We start from the raw sequence: 18,283 nt of genomic DNA, 5'->3' as shown, positions 1-18,283 counted from the left end.
TGTCTCAAGCGACGACTCACACGAATCGTCTTCAACCACCTGACCACCGATCAAGCCACCACGACCACCCTCGCCCACGCGGCTTGACATAGGAGAAACGCGTGCGACATCAGCGGCAACTCGAGATCGTGCAGCGACTACGCGTCGACGGCGCGACGTCGGTCGATGAGCTGGCCCGTCAGCTCGGTGTCAGCTCGGCGACCATCCGGCGCGATCTGCAGCATCTCGACGAAGCCGGTCAGATCACCCGGGTGCACGGCGGCGCGATGATTCCGGCCGGCGACAGTGAGGACGCCGACCGCGATCGGCCGTTCGCGTCGGTCGCCGCCGACGCGACCCCGGAGAAGCGCGAGATCGCCCGGCTCGCCGCGACCCTCGTGCAGGACGGCGACGTCGTACTGCTCGATGTCGGCACTACGACGCAGTTGCTCGCGAAGGAGCTCCGGCGTCGGCAGGTGACCGTGATGACGAGCAGCCTCGCGGTGCTCGACGTACTGCGGGACGACCCGACGGTCGAGCTGATTCTGCTCGGCGGCTGGGTACGCCGGGCCTACGACTCGTTGGTCGGCGTTCTCACCGAAGACGCGCTCCGCCAGATCCACGCAGACATTGCCTTCCTGGGCACGAGCGGCGTACAGCGAGACGGCGTGGTGCTGGACACCACGGTCGTCGAGGTACCGGTGAAACGCGCCATGATCGAGGCCGCCGACAAGGCGGTCCTGCTCGCCGACCGCCACAAGTTCCCTGGCTCCGGCAAGCTCAAGGTCTGCACTGCCGCCGACCTCGGTGTCCTGGTCACCAACTCCGGCGCCGACCCGGAAACACTCCAGACCTGCAACGACAACGGCGTGGAGGTACTGCTCACATGAAGCTGGCGATCCTGGGCGGCGGGGGCTTCCGGGTACCGCTCGTGTACGGCGCGGTGATGAGCGACCGGAACATCGACCGGGTGTGCTTGTACGACGTCGTACCCGAACGGCTCGAAGCCGTAGGCCAGGTGCTCAGGCAACTCGCCGCGGAGCAGGAAGAGGCGCCCGCGATCCAGGTGACCACGGAGCTCGATGTGGCGCTGGACGGCGCCGACTTCGTGTTCTCGGCGATCCGGGTGGGCGGTCTCGAAGGGCGCACCGCGGACGAGCGGGTGGCGCTCGACCTCGGGCTGCTCGGGCAGGAGACCACGGGACCCGGCGGACTCGCGTACGGCCTGCGAACGGTGCCGACCGCGATCCACGTCGCCGAGCGGGTTGCCGCGATCTGCCCGCAGGCCTGGGTCATCAACTTCACCAACCCCGCCGGGATGATCACCGAGGCGATGCAGCAGGTGCTCGGCCGCCGGGTGATCGGCATCTGCGACTCCCCGATCGGACTCGGCCGCCGGGCGGCACGGGCCCTCGGGTACGACCCGGACCGGACCTCACTCGAGTACGCCGGCCTCAATCACCTCGGCTGGCTCAACGGACTCGGTCACGACGGCCGCGACGTACTGCCCGAACTGATCGACGACGACGTACGGCTCTCCACCATCGAGGAAGGCCGGCTCTTCGGTGCCGAGTGGATTCAGACGCTGGGGTGCATCCCGAACGAGTACTTGTATTACTACTACTTCACCCGCGACGCCGTTGCGTCGATCCGCGGCGGCGCCGAGACCCGGGGCGAGTTCTTGCTCGACCAGCAACGCGCCTTTTACGAAGCGGTCGCGGCCGATCCGGACACAGCCCTGAGCAGGTGGCGGGCGGTGCGCGCCGAGCGCGACTCGACGTACATGAAGGAGAGCCGGGACACCGCGGAGGCCCGGGACGCCGCGGACGTCGAAGGCGGCGGATATGAAGGCGTCGCGGTCGCCATCATGGCCGCGATCGCCCGGAACGAACGCAGCACGATGATCCTCAACGTGCGCAACGGTTCCGCGATCCCCGGCCTTCCCGCCGACGCCGTGGTCGAGATCCCCTGCACGGTCGATGCCGACGGCCCGCACCCGATCGCGACCACTCCCCTCGCCGGGCACCAGCTAGGCCTCGTCCAGCAGGTCAAAGCCGTCGAACAGCTCACCATCCAAGCCGCCCGCGACCACTCTCCCCGCCTCGCCCTGCAAGCCCTCGCCCTCCACCCCCTGGTCGACTCCGTCACCACCGCCAGAACCCTGCTCACCAACTACCGCGACCGCCACCCAGATCTGTCCCAACTCCTCCGCTGACGTCGCCTGTAGGTGCGCACCTCGATGATCACGACGGAAAAGTAGCAACCGCCTCCGACACTTGAGGTCAGCCGGCTGAGGCGTCCGGAAGGTGGGAGAGTTTCTCGGGGTTGCTGACCACGTAGATGTCCTGCACCTGCTCGCTGTCCGCGGAGACGTCCACGACCATCACGGCGTACGGCGAGTTGTCCGCGAAGATCACTGCGGACGGATCCCCGTGACGTCTCGGTACTGGTTGGTGAGACCTTCGGCCGGTTCGGCGGTACTGGCGACAAGCACCCGGGCGACGCTGTCGCGGCCGTGGATCGGACGAAGACCGCCGGCGGTGGACTTTCCGCCGCCGTCGGGCCAAGTGGCGGTAGAACATGGTGGAAGAAGTCGACAAGTACGACCAACTGGTCGATCGGACACCGCACAACGTCGACCCGGTCATTGACGACTCGTCGCCCGTGTTGGTGGTGCGTCTACCCAGAGTCGGCGAGTTTGTCTCGGAGCCGGGTTCCCGGCCGTCCGCCGGCCCGAAGCTCGGCCCTCCCGATCCGGGCCCCGGACTGCTCTGGTCCGAGACCCAGGAACAGCGGAAGACCCTACAAACAAAGCTATTTCAGCTCAGCAGAGGTCTTTCCAAGGAGGCGGCGCGCCACGATCAGTTGCTGGATCTGTTGGGTGCCTTCGAAGATGTCCAGGATTTTGCTGTCTCGGGACCACTTCTCCAGGAGGTGGTGTTCGGTGTAGCCGAGGGGGCCGGTTAGTTCTACGCAGCGGAGGGTTATCTCGTTGGCGGTGCGGCCGGCTTTGGCTTTGGCCATGGAGGCTTGGAGGGAGTTGGGTTGGCCGTTGTCGGCCATCCAGGCGGCCTGGAGGGTGAGGAGGTAGGCGGCTTCCCAGTCGGACTCCATGGACAGGTACGTCGCGGCCGCGGCGTTCTGCAGGTGAGCGGGGCGGTCGTAGTCGATCTGTACGCCGGCTTCGGACAGTAGCTCGCGGGTGAGTTCCAGGGCCGCACGGGCGCAGCCGACGGCCATCGCGGCGACCAGGGGGCGGGTGTTGTCGAAGGTCTGCATGACACCGGCGAAACCCTTGTCGATGTCCGCGGAACCCAGCAGGTTCTCCACCGGGACGCGGCAGTTCTCGAAGCGGATCGTCGCGGTGTCGGAGGCGCGGATGCCGAGCTTGTGCTCCAGGCGTTCGACGGTCATGCCGGGCGTGTCCTTCATGACCACGAACGACTTGATCGCGGCCCGGCCGAGCGACTTGTCGAGGGTCGCCCAGACGACGACCGCGTCGCAGCGGCCGCCGGCGGTGACGAAGATCTTCTCACCGTCCAGGACGTAGGCGTCGCCGTCGAGTCGCGCGGTGGTCTGGATGCCGGCCGAGTCCGAGCCGCAGCCCGGTTCGGTGATCGCCATCGCGGCCCACACGCCGTCGAAGCGCCGCAGTTGCTCGTCCGACGCGACGGACGCGATCGCCGAGTTCCCGAGGCCCTGGCGCGGCATCGACAGCAGCAGCCCGACGTCGCCCCAGCACATCTCCATGATCGACAGCACCGACGACAGGTTCGACCCGTTGACGACACCGTCGTCGGCGGCAGCGGTACGCCGTACGCCGGAAGCGCCCGCACCGGAACCGGTGCCCGAGGCACCTAATCCGTCGACCATCGCGGCGAGCATGTCCAGCTCGACCGGGTACTCGTGTTCGGCCAGGTCGTACCGGCGGGAGTTCGGCCGCAGCATCTCGGCCGCCACCTGGTGCGCCTGGTTGACGAAGGCCCTGAACTTGCGAGGAGTCTCGAGGTTGATCATCAGACCAGCACCGCACCTTCCATCACGCCGATCGCCCGCAGATCGCGGTACCACCGCTCCACCGGATGCTCCTTCACGAACCCGTGCCCGCCGAGCAGCTGTACGCCGTCGGTCCCGATCTGCATGCCCTTCTCCGCACACAACCGCCGCGCCAGCGCCGCCTCCCGCGCGAACGGGAGCCCCTGCGACGCCCGCGATCCGGCCCGGTACGTCACCAGCTTCATGCCCTCGAGCTCGATCCCGATGTTCGCGACCATGAACGCCACCGACTGCCGATGGCTGATCGGTTCGCCGAAGGCCGTGCGTTCGTTGACGTACGGCGTGACGTAGTCGAGCACCGCCCGCGCCGTACCCAGCGACAGCGCGCACCACCCGAGCCGCGACAACCGCACGCACTCGGCGTAGTCCTCGACCGAACCCAGCGGGACCGCCGGAACGTCCACCAGGATCACGCGCGCGAGCGAAGCGGCCCGCAGCCCCATCGACGGCTCGGCCTCGATCGTCACGCCCGGGTGGTCCGGCTCGACCACGAACAGCCGCGGCCCGGCGTCGGTCTGCGCACCGATCACGAACAGCTCCGCCTCGGCCGCCCGCGGCACCAACGACTTCACGCCGTTCAGCAGACCGCCGGTGAACCGTGTCTGCAGCTCGAACGGATCGAACAACGGCCGTGGTTCCAGCAGTGCTAGCGCAGCGGCCGGCACCGAAGAGCCGGTGAAGGCCGGGAGGTACGTCGCCTGCTGCGTCTCGTCGCCCCACAGTGAGATCGCCGTACTCACCGCGGACGGCGCCAAGCACGCGACAGCCTGCCCCAGGTCACCGTGCGCGAGCGCCTCGGCGACCAGCACGCCGGTCATCGCGGACCGCTCGGTGACGATGCCGCCGAGCTCCTCCGGGACCTCGATCAGACTCAGCCCGAGCTCGGCCGACGACTCCAGCACCTTCGGGTCCGTGACGCACGCGGTGTCCGCGGCGGCGGCAGCGGGACGCAGTACGTCGGCGGCGAACGAGCGGACGACGTCGACCATCATCTGCTGGTCCTCGGTCGGCGTCAGGTCGAACCGCCCGGTCCCCTTTGCCGCGGGCAGCCGGGACGGCGAGGCCAGCTTCGACGCGGCCGAGAAGCGCCGGGAGAGCGCTCCTGCCGTCCGGAATCCGGTCTTGGTCGCCTCGAAGACGGCCCGCTCAGCCGGCTTCCGCAGCCCGAGCCGGTCGATCGCCCGCCACTGGGCCAGCCGGTTCAGCAGGGCGACCCCGACGCCGATCGCGTCCCGCCGCCCGCGCGTCCGCTCCTGAATGCTCATGCCGTCACTGTAAACCGAAGTTACAACTCAGGTCACGCTTTGTCCGGTATAACCTGACGAACCCCAGGGCGTGTCTCCCGGTCCCACGCCGTAGCGAGCAGGTGCTCGGCGAGGTGCCCGCTGAGTGCCGCGCAGTAGGCGTGGGACCGGGAGACGCGCCCTCAGCTCAGAAGGAGTGCAGTGGTGGCGGTCAGCATGTCCGACGTGGCCCGGCACGCGGGTGTCTCGCAGCGGACCGTCTCGAATGTGGTGAACAACTACGTTCATGTCTCCCCCGCGACTCGGGCCCGCGTTCAGGCGAGCCTCGACGCCTTGGGGTACCGGCCGAACACGGCGGCTCGCCGGCTGCGGACCGGGCGTACGGGGACTGTGACGCTGGCTGTTCCGACCTTTCGGGAGCGGTACTTCGCTGATCTCGCTGAGGCGGTTGTTTCCGCTGCGAGGGAGCGGTCTACGACGGTGTTGGTCGAGACCACCGGGGGGCGGCATGAGACCGAACTCGAGCTGCTTCGGGGTGGGGGTGAGATTCTCACCGATGGGTTGATCATGAGTGCGGTGTCGCTCGGGCGCACGGATCGGCGCAGTACGCATCCGGTGGTGCTGATCGGTGACCGCGAGCCGGGAAGTGCGATCGACCATGTCGGCATCAAGAATCGTGAGGCAGCACAGGCTGCTGTCAGCCATCTCCTCGATACCGGGCGCCGTCGGATCGTCCTGCTCGGGGCGGGGCACGGGCCCAGGCGGTCGTATCAGTTGCGTAGGCAGGGGTACCAGGCGGCGTTGAAGAAGTACGGGATCGCGCCGCTGGTCGTCGAGTGCGACTGGACCACTGCGGCGGCCGCCGAAGCCGTCACCGCACTGCTCACCGAGAAAGCAGTCCCGGACGGGATCTTTGCGATGAATGATTCCGCTGCGCTGGGGGCGTTGCGGGCTTTGGGGCGGGCCGGGATCGATGTCCCGGGGCAGGTTTCGGTGGTCGGGTTCGACGACATTGTCGAGGCGGGGTTGTCGACGCCGTCGCTCAGTACGGTCGCTCCGTTGCTCGACGACATCGCGAGTATGGCGCTCGACCTGCTCGCGGAGCAGCTCGACGAGGACCACGTCCCGCAGCACCGGATGGCCGGCTACGAGCTCCGGGTCCGGGAGAGCACCAGCCGCTAGCCCCAACACTCACCCTTAACCCCTTGTGGGCAGGATTTGCTACGTAGTAAATTCCGGCAGCATGACGCGTACCGCCCTCGCCCCCAGGTTCACCGGAACCGGCTGCATCGAGTTCGCGGACCACGAGTACCCGGACCCCGGACCCGGCCAGCTCCTCCTAGCCGTCCAGGCCAACGCCCTCTGCGGCACCGACCGCCACCAGTACTACGACGGCTCGTCCGTCGTCCCCGGACACGAAGCCGCCGGCACCGTCCTGCAGACCGGCGACGGCACCAGCACACCCGTCGGCACGCGCGGCGCCGTGTTCCTGATGGACTTCTGCGGCGAATGCCGAAGCTGCAGGTACGACGCGACCAACCAGTGCTCCGCCAAGCGCGCCGACATGGGCTTCACCCACGACGGCGGCTACGGTCCGTACGAACTGGTGCACGAGTCCAACTTCTTCCCGATCACCGACGACATCGAGATCGGCAACGCCACGATGCTGCTCGACGTGATGGGTACGAGCAGCCACGCCCTCGGCCGCGCGGCGCTCGTCCGGCAGGACGTCGAAAGCGTCTACATCGCCGGCGCCGGCCCGATCGGGCTCGGCCTGACGGTGATGAGCAAGCTCAAGTACGGCGCCGACGTACCGGTCTACATCTCCGACTTCTCCCGCTGGCGGCTCGATTTCGCCGAATCGTTCGGCGCGATCCCGCTCCTCGCCGACGACCTCACCCGGGCCGGCAGCCCCGATCTCGCCTTCGACTCGTCCGGTAAGGAATCCGCCCGCCGCGCGGCGCTCGACATCCTCAGCCGGCGCGGTGCCCTGATCTGCGTCGGCCACGGCGAATCGGTCACGCTCGACGTGTCCCGCGACCTGATCGGCCCCGAACACGCCGTACTCGGCAGCGAGTACTTCCGGTACGACGAGATGCCCGGCAACCTCGCACTCCTCCAGGAACACCAGGAGCTCATCGGACGGGTCATCAGCCACCGCTTCCCGGTCGCCGACATCGCCGAGGCGTTCCGCCTGTTCATGGCTGGTGAAACGGGCAAGGTCGTCGTCACGCAGGACGGTGCCGCGTGAGGGTCGCGGTCGTCGGCGCCGGCGGCTGGGGCGAGCACCACGCGCGCATCTTCTCCCGGCGCGAGGACACCGAACTGGTGGCGGTCTGCGGCCGTACCCCGGCCCGGACCCGGGCGCGGGCCGAGAGGTACGGCGCGACGCCGTACACCGATCTCGACGAGATGCTTCGCGTCGAGCGCCCGGAGCTCGTCACAGTGTGCCTGCCGAACGAGGACCACTACGACGTGACGCTGAAGCTCGTGCGGACCGGCGTACCGCTCCTGGTCGAGAAGCCGCTCGTCTTCGACCTCACCGAGGCCGACACACTGCTGGACGAGGCCGGCGACCGCTTCTTCGCGATCAACTTCAACCACCGGTACGCCGAACCCGTGCAGCGCGCGAAGGCCCTCATCGACGCCGGCGAACTGGGCGACCTGATCTTCGCGACCTGGCGCTTCGGCGGCGAGGCGAACCACGGCAGGTCCCCGCACGCCAACCTGATCGAGACGCAGTGCCACGGCTTCGACATGCTCGAACACCTCGTCGGCCCGATCTCCGCGGTCTCCGCGCACCTGACCGACAAGACGTACGGCGCGTTCAGCACGCTCGCGCTCGCGGTCGACTTCGAGAACCGCGCCGTCGGCACGATGCTCGGCACCTACGACTCGTCGTACGCGTACCCCGACACGCAACGGATCGAGATCAACGGCACGAAGGGCCGCCTCGTCATCCACGACACCGTCCGGGCGCTGACGTTCTCCAAGGCAGGCGACCCGGTCGAGCAGCGCTGGCACTCGACGTACTTCGACGACGAGGCCCGCAACTTCGCCGGCACCTTCGACCGCCACGTCGACGCGCTGCTCACCGCACTCCGCGCCGGCGACCAGCCACCCGTCCACGCCCGTGCCGGCCGCCGAGCCCTCGCACTCGCCCACGCCACCATCGAGTCCCACGAGACCGGTCGCCGGGTCAGCATCACCTGACGAAAGTACGATCCAGTTCATGGACCGGACCAACGCACTCGTCGAGCGGATCTTCCGGAACGCCGGAGCGGCGCTCGAGCTCTACTCCATCTACCTCGGCGAGCGTCTGGGGCTGTACCAGTCGCTCGCCCAGCAGGGCCCGGCGACGTCGGTCGAGCTGGCCGAACGCACCGGCACCAACGAGCGCTACATCCGCGAGTGGCTGGAGCACCACGCCGCCAGCGGACTGGTCGACGTCGACGACGTGACCGCGGCTCCCCCCGAACGGCGCTACACCCTGCCGCCCGAGCACGTACCGGTGCTGGCCGATCCGGACCATGTCGACTACCACGGCTACAAGGGAGTCGAGCTCGCCCGGGCAGCCCGGATGCTGCCCGACTTGGTCGAGGCGTACCGGACCGGCGGTGCACCACCGCCGCTGCCCTGGGGACCGGAGGGACGCGCGGACCCCAACCGGGCAAGCTATCTGAACCTCCTGGGCGAGGAGTGGTTGCCGGCCATCCCCGAGATCGACGGGCGGCTGCGCGCCGATCCACCGGGCTGGGCGATCGGGTCACGTTCTCGGTCGCGGACGCGACCACGCAGAACGGGCAGTTCGACCTGGTCACGATCCTGGAGGCACTGCACGACATGCCGCGGCCGGTCGACGCGCTCCGCACTGCACGGCAGATGCTGGCGCCCGGCGGAACGGTCCTGATCGCGGACGAGCTCGTCGAGGAGGAGTTCATCGCGCCCGCCACCGACGCGGGCCTCACCGAGGTGCAGGTACACCCGTTCCGGACGACGTACTGGCGTTTCTACCGGCTCATCCCGTGACCGCGTCGGCCTTCGCCTGCAGATAACGCTGTTCCGGGAGGCTCGTCGTACGTCGGGCCGCGGCCAGGTAATGCTCGTGGGCCTTGACCGGATCCCCCGCGCGCTCGTACAGATGCGCGCGCACCGCGTCCAGCCGATGCGTCTCGGAGATGTTCTTGTCGTCCTCAAGTGTCGCGAGCAGGTCGAGACCCGCCTGCGGGCCCTCGACCTGGGAGAGCGCGATCGCACAGTTGAGCGTCACCATCGGGTTCGGCGCGAGCTTCTCGAGCAGCAGGTACAGCGCGAGGATCTGCCGCCAGTCGGTCTCGTCCGCGCTCGGCGCTTCCGCGTGTACGGCGGCGATCGCGGCCTGCAACTGGTACGACCCGACCGCGCCCTGCTGCAACGTGTGCAGGATCAGGTCGGCACCCTCGGTGATCTGCGCGCGGTCCCACAACGACCGGTCCTGCTCGTCGATCGGCACCAGGCCGCCGTCCGCGGTCGTCCGCGCGGCCCGACGTGAGTCGGTCAGCAACATCAACGCCAGCAGGCCCGCGACCTCACCGTCGTCGGGCAGCGCAGCTCGCAGCATCCGCGCCAGCCGGATCGCCTCGGCCGTCAGCTCGACCCGCTGCAGCTCCTCGCCCGAGCTGGCCGTGTAGCCCTCGTTGAAAATGAGGTACAGCACCTGCAGTACGACGCGCAACCGCTCCGCCTGCTCCGAGGCGGGCGGCATCTCGAACCGGCTGCCTGCCGCCTTGATGCTCTTCTTCGCCCGGCTGATCCGCGGCGCCATCGTTGCCTCCGGCACCATGAACGCGCGCGCGATCTCCGCGGTGGTCAGACCGCCGACGGCCCGCAAGGTCAACGCGACCTGCGAGGCCGGCGTCACGGCCGGGTGGCAGCACAGGAACAGCAAGGTCAAGGTGTCGTCGGTGTCCGGTGCCTCGTCCACGTCCGCGGCAGGCGAAACCAGCTCCTCCGGCCCGGCCATCGCCGCGACGTTGTCCTCACGCCGCCGCCGCGCGTTCTCGCTCCGGAAGGCGTCGGTGAGTCGCCGCGTCGCGACCGTGATCAGCCAGCCCCGCGGGTTCGCCGGTACGCCGTCCACCGGCCACTGCGTCGCCGCCGCCAGCAACGCCTCCTGTACGGCGTCCTCACACAGGTCGAACTGCCCGTGCCGCCGAGCCAGAAACCCCAGCACCTGCGGCGCGAGCTCCCGTAACAGCCCCTCCACACTCACGCGCTCGTCCATCCCCCGTACCCTACGCGTCAACCTGCAGCACGACAGTACGTATACGTCCACTACGGCGGATCGACCGACGCGCTTGAGCGTGACCGCGGCCTGGCCGGGCCGACACCTCCTGTCGAGCTGCCGGTCAGCTGAACGACCAACCCGACCACGTTTCGACCGTGATCGCGATCACCGGCCCTTGGGGCGGGTCGGCCTCGTACTGCGGGTACTTCGCCGTCAGCAGGTCGACCGCCGCCGCGTGCTCGGGCACCACCCGCGCGGACCCGTCGACCCGGACCCACCACAGATGCGTCCAGTTCTCGTCGTACTCGTCCACCAGTACGGCGACCCGCTCGTGCGCGGCGATGTTCCGCAACCGCTTGAGCGCGGTCGTCGACTTCGGCTTCTGGTCGACGGCGATGAACAGGTCGTCCGCGTGGACGGCGTACGTCACCGGGACGATGTGCGGGCGCAGATCCACCCCCACCGTCGCCAACCGCCCAACCCGAGCCGCCGCCACCCGCCCGCGACAAGCCCCCTCGTCCAACCGCACCCCCCGACCCTAACCCCCGCCCCCGCCCCCGCCCTCGCCCTCGCCGCATTTGCCTGGCTGACCCACCAATTTGACTGGCTGACCCACGAGATGCGGGGTTCCTGACCCATAACCAGGCTCAGGAACCCCGGACGTGGTGGGTTGGCCAGGCAAATGGGTGGGTCAGCCAGCCAAATGCGGGAGCGGACGGCCAGGGCAGTCGGCGAGGAGGGCGCGCTGCGGCGGTGGGTTGCGGCGGTGGGTTGCAGCGGTGGGTTGCGGCGGTGGGTTGCAGCGGTGGGTTGCAGCGGTGGGTTGCAGCGGTGGGTTGCAGCGGTGGGTTGCAGCGGTGGGTTGCAGCGGTGGGTTGCAGCGGTGGGTTGCAGCGGTGGGTTGCAGCGGTGGGTTGCAGCGGTGGGTTGCAGCGGTGGGTTGCAGCGGTGGGTTGCAGCGGTGGGTTGCAGCGGTGGGTTGCAGCGGTGGGTTGCAGCGGTGGGTTGCAGCGGTGGGTTGCGGCGGTGGGTTGCGGCGGTGGGTTGCGGCGGTGGGTTGCGGCGGTGGGTTGCGGCGGTGGGTTGCAGCGGTGGGTTGCAGCGGTGGGTTGCAGCGGTGGGTTGCAGCGGAGTGGGGTGGTTCACCGCTGTAGGTGGCGGAGGGTGGCTGTTGGGAGTTTGCGGGTCAGGGGGCCGAGGAGGGAGGTGTCGCGGAGGGCGGTGCGGGCGGCCAGGTGGCCGCAGGCTCCGTGGACGCCGCCGCCGGGGTGGATGGCGGAGCTGCCCAGGTACAGGCCGTCGACGAAGGTGCGAGCGCTGCCCAGGCCGATCGTCGGGCGGAAGACGAGCTGCTGGTGGAGTTGCATCGTCCCGCCGCCGAGCGCGCCGAGACCGAGCGCCGCGTTCCCGGACTCCAACGCCGACGGACGCTGCAGGTCGCGGTCGATGACGAGATCGCCGAAGCCGGGTGCGAACCGTTCGATCGCGCGGTCCATCCGGCCGGCCAGCTTCTCCGCCGCGGCGTCGTCGGCCATCCCGCGCGGCAGGTGCGCGTACGCCCAGACCGCCTCGGTGCCGTCCGGGGAGCGGGTCGGATCCGCCTTCGTGGTCTGCCCGATCAGGAGGAACGGCTGCGACGGCACCCGCGCCGTGTCGAGATCCGCGGACAGGTGCACGAGATCGTCCGCGGTGCCGCCGAGGTGGACGACGCCCGCGGACCGTGCCTCCGACGACGTCCACGGGATCGGGCCGTTCAGCCGGAAGTTCAGCTTGACCGTCGGGTAGTCCCATTCGAACCGGTCGTCCAGGTCCCGCCGCAACCCGCCCGGGATGAGGGCCTGCGGCAACAACTCGCCGTACAACGCCGGGGCGGAGGTGTCCGCGACGACGGCGCGCTCGACGGTCACGGTCTCGCCGGCGGCGGTGTGTACGGCGGTCACTCGGCCCGCGGACACTTCGAGACCGGTCACCGGCGTACCAGGGACGAGCAGTGCGCCCGCGCGCTCGGCCCGTCGGACCATCGCGCCGGAGAAAGCCGAGGAGCCGCCGGCGGCGACCGGGAAGCCGACGTCCTGGGCGAGCATCGCGAGCAGCCAGCCCATCGTCCCGCTGACACTGCCGGACAACGGCGCGTCCGCGTGCAGCGAGTTCCCGGCGATGATCGCCGGCCCGTGCCGCCCGTCGAACAGCTCCTGGCCCATCCGGTGCATCGGCATCGCCATGAACCGCGCGAACCGCAGCAGTTCCCCCGCCGAACCGAGCTTCCGGGCCAGTTTCAGGCCCGGAACGATCGGCGGCCAGGTGGTGAGCAGCGCGTTCAGCAACGGCTCCCGGATCGACACGTACTGCTGATACAGGCGCAACCACGCGTCACCGTCGCCCGGGTGCTCGGCGCCGAGCGACTTCGCGGTGTCCTCGGGATCCGGGTGGATCGCGGCAGACGCGCCGTCGGCGTCGAGCAGATGGACGAGCGGGAGCGGCGCATGCGCCCATTTCAGGCCGAACTTCTCGAGTTCGAGCGCCCGGAGCACCGGTGACGCGACCCCGAGCGGGTAGTTCGAACTGAAACGATCGCTGATCCAGCCGGCGTCCTCGGTCGACCGGACGGCGCCGCCGAACGTGTCGGCGGCTTCCAGCACCAGCACGTCCCAGCCCGCGTCGGCAAGTGTGATCGCGCTCACCAGCCCGTTCGGCCCCGAACCGATCACCACGGCATCAACACTGCGCGGCAGCATGCTTCGAGCCTAACGTGACCGGGCTTGGATCTCTTGGATGAGGGTCTGCACTTCGCGGGCGCGGCCGATCATGGCGGGGTCGACCATGCGGCCGTCGGGGAGCACGATCACGCCGCCGTTCGCGACGTCCGCCTTCTCGACGGCTGCCAGCAGTTCCTCCGCCGCGGTGACCTGGGCGGGGGTCGGTGTGAACGCCTCGACGATGGTCGCCAGTTGCCGGGGATGGATCGCCGTACGCCCGACGAAGCCGAGCGCCCGGCCTTCCTGCGACGTACGCCGCAGACCGTCGACGTCCTGCACGTTCGGGTGGACCGACATCATCGGCGCGCCCAGGCCCGCGGCCCGGGACGCCGACACCAGCCTGCCCCGCGCCCAGGCGAGACCCTCCGGGCCGTCGACCCCGAGCGCACTGGACAGGTCCGCCTCGCCGAGCGCGACCGCGACCACGCGCGGGTCGGCGGTGGCGATCTCGAACGCCCGCTCGAGGCCCAGCGGCGACTCGATCAGCGCGGTGATCCTTGCCGACGGCACCTTGTCGAGCACCGCCCGCACATCGGCCGCACTCTCGACCTTCGGCAACCGGATCCGCACCGCTGGTACGGCGGAGATCGCCGCCAGATCGTCCGCGATCCACGGTGTGCCGAGCGCGTTCACCCGGACCTCCACCGGCCCCTGCGCGTGCACCGCGATCCAGGCCACCGCCCAGCCGCGCGCGTCCGCCTTGTCGGCGACCGGTACCGCGTCCTCGAGATCGAACACCACCAGATCGGGGCCCGCAGCAACAGCCTTCGCGAACCGATCAGGCCGGTTCGCCGGCACGTACAACGCAGTCAGCACCCCACCACCCCCTCTCGACCTTTCGCTGGTATACGTCCGAGATGCGGGGTTTGCACCCGGGATCTCGGTCGCAAACCCGGCGTCTTGGACGCCCACCCACCAAATGCGCGCCTCACACCACTCCTGCCGCGCGGAGCGCCGCCAGCTGATCCGGCGTGACGCCGATCGCGGCGAGCACCTCGTCGGTGTCCGCGCCGTGCGGCCGGCCCGCCCACTTGATCGCTCCCGGCGACTCGGACAGCCGGAACAGCACGTTCTGCATCTGCACCGGTCCGCCGAGCTCGTCGTCGTCCACGCTGACGATCGTCCCGAGCGCGGCGTACTGCGGATCGGTCATGATCCCGCGGATGTCGTGCACCGGCCCGACCGCGGCCTCGGCCTTCTCGAACTCCGCCATCACGAGCTCCAGCGGTCGCGCCGCGATCCACGACCCGACCGCCTCGTCCAGCTCGTCGGCGTGCTCGGCCCGCTCGCGCCCGGTCACGAACCACGGCTGCGCGACCAGATCGGCCCGGCCCACCAACGTCACCACCCGCTCGGCAATGCTCTGCGACGATGTCGACACAGCGACCCAGCGGCCATCGAGAGTCCGGTAGACGTTGCGCGGGGCGTTGTTCGACGACCGGTTCCCGAGCCGCGGCTGCACGTACCCGGTCTGCTGGTACGCCGTGATCCCGCCGCCCAGCATCATCAGGATCGGTTCGATGATCGCCATGTCGATCACCTGCCCGGCCCCGGACCGATCCCGCTCGCGCAACGCCACCAGAACGGCGTACGCCGTGGCCAGCGCGGTGATCCCGTCCGCGAGTCCGAACGGCGGCAACGTCGGCGGACCGTCCGGCTCACCCGTGACCGCCGCGAACCCGCTCATCGCCTCGGCCAGCGACCCGAACCCGGGACGCCGCGACCACGGCCCGACCTGCCCGAACGCGGTCACCCGCGCGATCACCAGCCGCGGGTTCGCTTCGAGCAGCACGTCCGGACCGAGCCCCCAGCGCTCCAACGTGCCGGGCCGGAAGTTCTCGACCAGCACATCATGCGACTGAACCAGTGAGAGGAACACGTCCCGGCCACGGGACAGGTCCAGCGTCGCGAGCCGCTTGTTCCGGCCGAGGGTCTTGAACCAGAGCCCGACGCCGTCCTTCGAGGCGCCGTGCGTGCGCGCGGCGTCCGGGCGGGACGGGTGCTCGATCTTCGTGACGTCGGCGCCGAAGTCGCCGAGGAAGGTCGCCGCCAGCGGTCCCGCGAACAGCGTCGCCGCCTCCAGCACCTTCACCCCGTCGAGCGGAGCAGGCCTCATCCGGCGCACCTGAAGCCGATGTTCTCCGACCGGTCGAGACCGCCGCCGGTCAGCACCAGCTTGAAGCTGACCTCCGGGTCCTGCGGCCCGCCGTCGGCGTACCAGTCGGAGCCCTCGGCCACGTAGTGCGAACCGCCCTTGAGGATGCAGAACCGGCTGCGGCCGTCGCGGTACTCGCTCTCGGTCAGGTTCCACACCAGGGGCTCGCGCCTGACGAACCCGTCGACGGACGCGGCGATCTGCCACTCGTCCTCGGTGGGCAGCCGGCCACCACGCCACGCGGCGTAGGCCCGCGCGTCCTGCAGTTCGACGTACGTCACCGGCTGGTCCTCGGTCCCGGGCACCGGAGCGCCGTCGACCCAGTGCTTCAGGAACCTGTTCGCGACGAGCGGCCGGTAACCGGTCGCCCGCACGAAGGCCAGGTACTCGGCGTTGGTCACCTCGGCGACAGCCACCGAGACACCGGGCAGCGAGACCTCACGCTCGACCGTCTGGATGTCGTGCAACCGAGGCGGCAGCGGCTTCCACTCCTCGACGTACGGCGCGGTGTCGTACAGCCCGGTCTCGCGCCGCCGGTGCCGGACCGTCAGCGTCCGCTCCCCCGCCGGTACGTCGACCGTCGGACCGAGCTCGGCGTCGCCGGAGACGACCGGCACGGGCACCAGCTCGGCCGGACGCATCGGGAACGCCGACTCGCTGACATGCGCCCGCGGCATCGTGCCCAGCCGGCGGGCAGTCGCCCGGCAGGAGGCGCCGGCGGTCGCGCCGACCCGGACGATCCCGGCGACGCCGCGCCCCGGCACGGTCAGGTGGACGCCGTCGTCGTCCGCGGTGATCGGCACGCCCGAGGTCACGTCGTACCAGTCGCCGACCTGGTCCTCCGACCGCAGCACGATGCCGTCGAAGTCCTCGTCGTGGCGGTTGATCAGCGTCCAGAACGTAATGTCGGCCAGATCGAACCGGGACCCGAAGACGCCGTGGTCGCGGGCCTTCTCCGGGATCTCCGGCGTCAGCTGGATCCAGTCGCCACCGATCAGCACCGGCGCGAACGCCCGCTGCGCGGCGACCATCCGGCGCAGTGTCGCGCGGTCGCGGGCGTTCCAGCCGACCCACGCCGAGAACACCGACTCCCAGACCAGCATGCCGACGCCGTTCACCCACGCCGACTGCAGCTCGTCGCTGTGATCACGGTTCCAGCGGCGGGTGTGGTGCATCATGTGCCGGCGCTCGAACAGGTGCGCCCGCAGGACGCCGGGCGCGTGCGTGTCGGCGAACCACTGCGCCCAGGACAGCGCATGGTCGCCGATCCTTGCCATCGGCAACCGCGACTCGCCTTCCAGCGCGATCGCCGGGTTCGCCTGCCGGATCGCGCGGGTGAACTTCGGGTCGCCCTCCTTGAGGGTGTCCAGGAACACGCCGTCGACCGCGTAGTCCGTGACCAGCTCAGCGAACTCGTCGGAGTCCGAGCGGTCCGCACGGCGGCTGCCGACGTCCCACGGGTTGTAGTCGAAGAACACCTTCAGGCCGAGCCGGTGCAGGTCGTCGATCAACGCCCGCAGGCCAGGCACGTCGCGGTAGAAGTCGAACTGGTTGCGGTCGTCGATCCCGATCACCGGGTACGCGTGCCAGAGCACGATCGCGTCGTACCCGCCGAACTCGGCGATCCCGTGCTCGACGAACTTCTCCGGCGTGAACTTCCCGGTCCGCACGTCGTAGAGCAGGTCGTCCCAGAGCCAGACGAGCGCCACCGAGTACGCCGTCTGGGTCCACTCGCGACCGGGCTGTTCGTAGTGCGATCCGTCGTACCGGGTCCGTTCGAAGGCGCCGAAGCGCCATTCGGCCAGTTTCGCGCGCCACCGCGGCAGGTCGGCCGGGTCCTCCGGCGCGCCGAGAATCTTGGCGTCGTCCAGGAAGGACAAGTCGGTCCCGAGCCCCAGATCGACCCGGGCGGGTAGATCGATGGGCCGCGGTTCGAGCGGATTCACAGGTACACCTCCGCATAACGCGCGTCGATTGCATCCCCGTGCGGCACTGAGGGAATCGCCCCCGCGGCCTGAACACTCAATGAAGCAGCAACGTTAGCGCGTCGGACCGCGTTCGTCAGGTCGCTTCCGGTGATCGAGTCGTTAGCTGATGCGGCAGTTAACGTTGCAGCCAGCACTCCGCAGAACGTGTCCCCCGCTGCCGTGGTGTCGACGACCTCCACGGGTACGCCGGGAACCGCGATCTCGCCAGAGCCATCCAGGTCCCGGGTCAGGATCACCGCGCCCGCCCCGCCGAGTGTGACGACCGCGGCCGGCACCTTCTTCAGCAGCGCGGAACGGTCCGGACCGGCGATCGCCTCGGCCTCGGTCTCGTTCACCACCAGCAGATCGACCTCCGCGAGCAGGTCGTCGGACAGCTCGGCCGCCGGCGCCGCGTTCAGGATGAAGTACTTCGACGCCGCGGCCGCCGCCTGGACGGTCGCGAACGGGATCTCCAATTGTGAAAGCACGATTTTCGCTTGTCCGATTGCGGCCAGGGCCGCCGGCGACAGCGTGAGCTCACCGTTCGCTCCGGGAGCGACGACGATCGAGTTCTCACCGCTCTCCTCGACCGTGATGATCGCCGTACCGGTCGGGGCCTCGCTGGTCGTCGCCAGCGACAGGTCGACACCCTCGAGGGCGCCCCGCAGCAGCGCGCCGCCTTCGTCGTCGCCGAGCGCGACCACCATCGCCGTCCCAGCACCGGCACGCGCCGACGCGACCGCCTGGTTCGCTCCCTTGCCGCCCGGGCCGCGGGTCATGGCGCCGGCCAGGACCGTCTCACCCGGGCGCGGGATGCGCTGGACCGGCAGCACCAGGTCCACGTTCGCGCTTCCCACGAC

At 69.6% G+C, this 18,283-nt stretch carries 16 protein-coding genes and 1 pseudogene; 7 read left to right on the top strand and 10 right to left on the bottom strand.

The window, feature by feature from the left end; all coding sequences use genetic code 11:
* Window positions 1-101 precede the first annotated feature (101 nt).
* Together E0H50_RS38445 and E0H50_RS38440 are read left to right on the top strand one after the other, a co-directional pair.
* On the top strand, window positions 102-869 hold the full coding sequence (locus E0H50_RS38445; protein WP_131296077.1) for a DeoR/GlpR family DNA-binding transcription regulator: 768 nt from the start codon (window positions 102-104) through the stop codon (window positions 867-869).
* Window positions 866-2,194: a 6-phospho-beta-glucosidase gene (locus E0H50_RS38440; protein ID WP_131296076.1), complete on the top strand. Its 1,329-nt coding sequence runs from the start codon at window positions 866-868 to the stop codon at window positions 2,192-2,194. The genes E0H50_RS38445 and E0H50_RS38440 overlap by 4 nt, the downstream gene beginning before the upstream one ends.
* Window positions 2,195-2,261: 67 nt before the next feature.
* On the opposite strand, the gene E0H50_RS44335 is transcribed toward E0H50_RS38440, so the two are convergent.
* The 3 genes from E0H50_RS44335 to E0H50_RS38430 all read right to left on the bottom strand — a co-directional run bounded on the left by E0H50_RS44335 (window position 2,262) and on the right by E0H50_RS38430 (window position 5,300).
* Complete coding sequence (locus tag E0H50_RS44335; protein WP_272948555.1) at window positions 2,262-2,396, bottom strand: hypothetical protein; 135 nt, start codon at window positions 2,394-2,396, stop codon at window positions 2,262-2,264.
* A gap of 397 nt (window positions 2,397-2,793) precedes the next feature.
* Complete coding sequence (locus E0H50_RS38435; RefSeq protein WP_131296075.1) at window positions 2,794-3,996, bottom strand: acyl-CoA dehydrogenase family protein; 1,203 nt, start codon at window positions 3,994-3,996, stop codon at window positions 2,794-2,796.
* On the bottom strand, window positions 3,996-5,300 hold the full coding sequence (locus E0H50_RS38430; protein ID WP_131296074.1) for an acyl-CoA dehydrogenase family protein: 1,305 nt from the start codon (window positions 5,298-5,300) through the stop codon (window positions 3,996-3,998). Before E0H50_RS38430 ends, E0H50_RS38435 begins: the two co-directional genes overlap by 1 nt.
* A gap of 183 nt (window positions 5,301-5,483) precedes the next feature.
* Here E0H50_RS38430 and E0H50_RS38425 point away from each other — a divergent pair, with 183 nt between their 5' ends.
* From E0H50_RS38425 to E0H50_RS44415, 5 genes and pseudogenes are all read left to right on the top strand, one after another.
* Entirely contained in the window at window positions 5,484-6,461 is a 978-nt protein-coding gene (locus E0H50_RS38425) for a LacI family DNA-binding transcriptional regulator (RefSeq protein ID WP_131296073.1), read from the top strand.
* A 61-nt stretch (window positions 6,462-6,522) separates the two neighbouring features.
* Window positions 6,523-7,530, top strand: a complete 1,008-nt coding sequence (locus E0H50_RS38420; RefSeq protein WP_131296072.1) for an alcohol dehydrogenase catalytic domain-containing protein — start codon at window positions 6,523-6,525, stop codon at window positions 7,528-7,530.
* The gene (locus tag E0H50_RS38415; RefSeq protein ID WP_131296071.1) at window positions 7,527-8,492 is read left to right on the top strand and encodes a Gfo/Idh/MocA family protein; all 966 of its coding nucleotides are present in this window, start codon (window positions 7,527-7,529) and stop codon (window positions 8,490-8,492) included. The genes E0H50_RS38420 and E0H50_RS38415 overlap by 4 nt, the downstream gene beginning before the upstream one ends.
* A 19-nt stretch (window positions 8,493-8,511) precedes the next feature.
* Window positions 8,512-8,784 (top strand): annotated as a pseudogene (locus E0H50_RS44420) (SAM-dependent methyltransferase); the annotation flags it as partial.
* Window positions 8,691-9,308, top strand: coding sequence for a class I SAM-dependent methyltransferase (locus tag E0H50_RS44415; protein WP_131296070.1), 618 nt, complete (start codon window positions 8,691-8,693; stop codon window positions 9,306-9,308). The pseudogene E0H50_RS44420 and the gene E0H50_RS44415, both read left to right, overlap by 94 nt.
* Here E0H50_RS44415 and E0H50_RS38405 read toward each other — a convergent pair.
* The 7 genes from E0H50_RS38405 to E0H50_RS38375 all read right to left on the bottom strand — a co-directional run bounded on the left by E0H50_RS38405 (window position 9,298) and on the right by E0H50_RS38375 (window position 18,280).
* Window positions 9,298-10,542 (bottom strand): RNA polymerase sigma factor, encoded by a 1,245-nt coding sequence (locus E0H50_RS38405; protein ID WP_131296069.1) that lies wholly within the window; start codon window positions 10,540-10,542, stop codon window positions 9,298-9,300. The two genes, E0H50_RS44415 and E0H50_RS38405, sit on opposite strands and share 11 nt — an antisense overlap.
* 124 nt (window positions 10,543-10,666) lie before the next feature.
* Window positions 10,667-11,074 (bottom strand): TIGR03668 family PPOX class F420-dependent oxidoreductase, encoded by a 408-nt coding sequence (locus tag E0H50_RS38400; protein WP_131296068.1) that lies wholly within the window; start codon window positions 11,072-11,074, stop codon window positions 10,667-10,669.
* A 613-nt stretch (window positions 11,075-11,687) separates the two neighbouring features.
* Complete coding sequence (locus tag E0H50_RS38395) at window positions 11,688-13,280, bottom strand: phytoene desaturase family protein (protein WP_131296067.1); 1,593 nt, start codon at window positions 13,278-13,280, stop codon at window positions 11,688-11,690.
* 9 nt (window positions 13,281-13,289) lie between these two features.
* The gene (locus E0H50_RS38390) at window positions 13,290-14,117 is read right to left on the bottom strand and encodes an HpcH/HpaI aldolase/citrate lyase family protein (protein WP_131296066.1); all 828 of its coding nucleotides are present in this window, start codon (window positions 14,115-14,117) and stop codon (window positions 13,290-13,292) included.
* Between the two features lie 112 nt (window positions 14,118-14,229).
* Window positions 14,230-15,417, bottom strand: coding sequence for a CaiB/BaiF CoA transferase family protein (locus E0H50_RS38385; protein ID WP_131296065.1), 1,188 nt, complete (start codon window positions 15,415-15,417; stop codon window positions 14,230-14,232).
* Window positions 15,414-17,402 (bottom strand): SUMF1/EgtB/PvdO family nonheme iron enzyme, encoded by a 1,989-nt coding sequence (locus tag E0H50_RS38380; protein ID WP_131296064.1) that lies wholly within the window; start codon window positions 17,400-17,402, stop codon window positions 15,414-15,416. Before E0H50_RS38380 ends, E0H50_RS38385 begins: the two co-directional genes overlap by 4 nt.
* Window positions 17,399-18,280 (bottom strand): ribokinase, encoded by an 882-nt coding sequence (locus E0H50_RS38375; protein WP_238151637.1) that lies wholly within the window; start codon window positions 18,278-18,280, stop codon window positions 17,399-17,401. Before E0H50_RS38375 ends, E0H50_RS38380 begins: the two co-directional genes overlap by 4 nt.
* Window positions 18,281-18,283 lie beyond the last annotated feature (3 nt).

This window comes from Kribbella sindirgiensis (assembly GCF_004331435.1).
Classification (GTDB): Bacteria; Actinomycetota; Actinomycetes; order Propionibacteriales; family Kribbellaceae; genus Kribbella; species Kribbella sindirgiensis.
This window is presented reverse-complemented; position numbering and strand designations above follow the sequence as displayed.

Bases quoted from the DNA above. Each gene is read 5' to 3' on its own strand.
- E0H50_RS38435 (WP_131296075.1), bottom strand. From the start codon at position 3,996: ATGATCAACCTCGAGACTCCTCGCAAGTTCAGGGCCTTCGTCAACCAG.
- E0H50_RS38385 (WP_131296065.1), bottom strand. From the start codon at position 15,417: ATGAGGCCTGCTCCGCTCGACGGGGTGAAGGTGCTGGAGGCGGCGACG.
- E0H50_RS38405 (WP_131296069.1), bottom strand. From the start codon at position 10,542: ATGGACGAGCGCGTGAGTGTGGAGGGGCTGTTACGGGAGCTCGCGCCG.
- E0H50_RS38430 (WP_131296074.1), bottom strand. From the start codon at position 5,300: ATGAGCATTCAGGAGCGGACGCGCGGGCGGCGGGACGCGATCGGCGTC.
- E0H50_RS38440 (WP_131296076.1), top strand. From the start codon at position 866: ATGAAGCTGGCGATCCTGGGCGGCGGGGGCTTCCGGGTACCGCTCGTG.
- E0H50_RS38395 (WP_131296067.1), bottom strand. From the start codon at position 13,280: ATGCTGCCGCGCAGTGTTGATGCCGTGGTGATCGGTTCGGGGCCGAAC.
- E0H50_RS38420 (WP_131296072.1), top strand. From the start codon at position 6,523: ATGACGCGTACCGCCCTCGCCCCCAGGTTCACCGGAACCGGCTGCATC.